Origin of the sequence: Roseateles sp. (assembly GCF_036486225.1) — a bacterium.
In the GTDB taxonomy this organism is placed as follows: domain Bacteria; phylum Pseudomonadota; class Gammaproteobacteria; order Burkholderiales; family Burkholderiaceae_C; genus Roseateles.
Genome location: NZ_DASVNZ010000342.1, coordinates 1 through 2,532 on the forward strand (window position 1 = coordinate 1; position 2,532 = coordinate 2,532).

At 69.9% G+C, this 2,532-nt stretch carries 3 protein-coding genes and 1 pseudogene; all 4 read right to left on the reverse strand.

Features of this window, described 5'->3' with window-relative positions; all coding sequences use genetic code 11:
* Positions 1-354, reverse strand: a 354-nt coding sequence (locus tag VF536_RS22265; RefSeq protein ID WP_414710432.1) for an SIS domain-containing protein, incomplete at its 3' end; no start/stop codon positions are given.
* Positions 332-1,471: an N-acetylglucosamine-6-phosphate deacetylase gene (nagA, locus tag VF536_RS22270; RefSeq protein WP_331617087.1), complete on the reverse strand. Its 1,140-nt coding sequence runs from the start codon at positions 1,469-1,471 to the stop codon at positions 332-334. The genes nagA and VF536_RS22265, both read right to left, overlap by 23 nt.
* On the reverse strand, positions 1,468-2,211 hold the full coding sequence (locus VF536_RS22275; RefSeq protein ID WP_088405999.1) for a GntR family transcriptional regulator: 744 nt from the start codon (positions 2,209-2,211) through the stop codon (positions 1,468-1,470). The genes nagA and VF536_RS22275 overlap by 4 nt, the downstream gene beginning before the upstream one ends.
* 14 nt (positions 2,212-2,225) lie before the next feature.
* Positions 2,226-2,532, reverse strand: a pseudogene (locus VF536_RS22280) (ATPase); the annotation flags it as partial.

The following is a 2,532-nucleotide window of genomic DNA, read 5'->3' on the forward strand; positions in this document are numbered from 1 at the left end:
GACCGTGCGCGCACCGTTGGCGCGGAAGTACTGCGTCGGCGAGACCAGGTCCGGGCTCTGGCCCGATTGCGAGAACGCGAAGGACACCAGGCCCTGGCTCTCGATCTTGCTCTGGTAGAGCGTGATCAGCGACATCGGCAACGAGGTCACCAGCCGGCCCAGTCGCGCCATCAGCAGATAGGCGAGGTAGTGGGACGCATGGTCCGAACTGCCGCGCGCGATCGTCAGCAACGAGGTCGGCGGCTGCTCGCGCAGCGCGTCGCCCAGTGCCGCGTAGGCGTTCTGATCGGCGGCCAGTTGACGGGCCACCACCTGCGGCGCGCTCAGCGCCTCATCCAGCATTCGCGAGGTCAATTGCTTCTCCTTCAACGACCACGCACTGCAACTGCAAGCCACGGTCCATCACCACGAAATCCGCCCAGGCGCCCGGTGCCAGACGGCCCCGGTCGTCCAGACCCAAATAGTCGGCCGCGTTCGTCGAGACGCGCTTCGACGCGTCCTCGATCGGCAGGCCCAGCTTCAGCACCAGGTTGCGCAGCGCCTGGTCCATCGTCAGCGTCGATCCCGCCAACGTGCCGTCGGGCAGGCGCACGCCGCCGAGGCACTTGGTGACGCGGTGGCGGCCCAGGCTGTATTCGCCGTCGGGCATGCCGGCCGCCGCCGTCGAATCGGTGACGCAGAACAGATGCGGGATGCTGCGCAGCGCGACGCGGATCGCGCCGGGGTGCACGTGCAGCAGGTCCGGGATGATCTCGGCGTACTGGGCGTGCGCCAGCGCGGCGCCGACCATGCCGGGCTCGCGGTGGTGCAGGCCCGTCATCGCGTTGAACAGATGCGTGAAGCCGCCGGCGCCGCGGCCGAGCGCGGCCACCCCGTCTTCATAGGTGCCGAGCGTGTGGCCGATCTGGACCTGGAAACCGGCCACGCGCAACTGGGCGACGAGGTCGAGATTGCCGGGCAGCTCGGGCGCCAGCGTGATCAGGCGGATCGGCGCGATCGCGTGCAGGTCGCGGATCTCGGCGATCGACGCGGCCTTGGCGAAGTCGGGCTGCGCGCCGAGCTTGCCGGGATTGATGTACGGCCCTTCGAGGTGCACGCCCAGCACGCGGGCGCCGCCTTCCGGCCGCACGACGCAAAGCTCGGCCAGTCCGCGCATCGCCTGCCGGATTTCCTCCAGCGGCGCGGTCATCGTCGTCGCGAGCAGCGAGGTGGTGCCGTGTTTGGCGTGCAGCTTCGCGAGCTGCGCGGCGGCGTCGCCGCCTTCCATCGTGTCGCGGCCGGCGCCGCCGTGAACGTGCGTGTCGATGAAGCCCGGGAGGACGATGGGCAGGTCCTGCGCGCCGTGGCGCACGTCGTATTCCGGCGCGGCGGTCCCGTCGATGCGGATCACGCGCCCGTCCTGATGTTCCAGCACACCGCGGATGAACCCGCTGGGTGTCAATATGAATCCGTCGATGTGCTGGGTCGTCATCCGTCTCGCCTCATCTCCGCGACGAAGTCGTAGTAGTCGCTGCGGCAGTAGGAATGGGTGAGCTCCACGGCCTGACCCTGGTCGAGGTAGCCCACGCGGGTGATGAACAGCACCGCCTGCCCCACCGGCACCTGCAGCAGGCCCGCGAGACGCGAGTCCGCATTGATGGCGCGGATGTGCTGCAGCGCGCGCACCGGCGCGCCGCCATGCTGGGCGAGGTGCTCGTAGAGCGAGGACTCGACCTTCTGCGGATCGGGCAGCACGGCCTCGGGCAGGATCGAGAGCTCATAGGCCATGACCACGGCGTCCGCCAGGCGCAGGCGTTCCAGGCGCGCGACGCGCTGACCGGTCGTGAGACCGAGTGAGAGCTGCTCGTCCGGCGCCGCCATGGCGAAGCCGCGCGTCAGCCAGCGGCTGCTGGGCTTGAAGCCGCGTTGATGAAGTTCCTCGGAGAAGCTGGTCAGGCGCGACAGCGGCTGTTCGAGCTTCGGGGCGATGTAGTTGCCGGAGCCGCGCTTGCGCACGATCAGGCCTTGCTCGACGAGGCGGTCGATCGCCTTGCGGGCGGTGACGCGCGAGAGGTCGAGCGACTCGGAGAGCACGCGTTCCGACGGCAGGGCCTCGTCGGCCTGGTACTGGCCTTCGCGGATCGCTTGCGCCAGCTTGTGGGCCAGCTGCATGTACAGCGGCGAGGCGGCGGCGGGATCGGGCTTGAACTGGAAGGGCAGCTTGGTGCTCATCGGGCTTCTCGTCTTCAACGGGGGTCGGAGAGAGCGCCGCGGACCAGCCGCAGCGCACCGTCGGCCGAGTCGCCCTGGGGCGACACGCAACGGGCCCGAATGTTGCCTGAGAAAAGCGCGGCGAGCCGCTGCGCCACGCTGCCCGCGAGCGACAGCGGCAGCGCCCGCGTCGGATCGAGCGCCAGCGCGAGCTGCTCCAGTTCCGCGACCGCCTGCGCGACGAGCGCCGCGGCGGCCGGATCGGCCTCCGACTGCTCGAACACCAGCGGCGCCAACTGCGCGTACGCATGCTGTCCGGCCTGGGCGACCCAGGCGTTGACC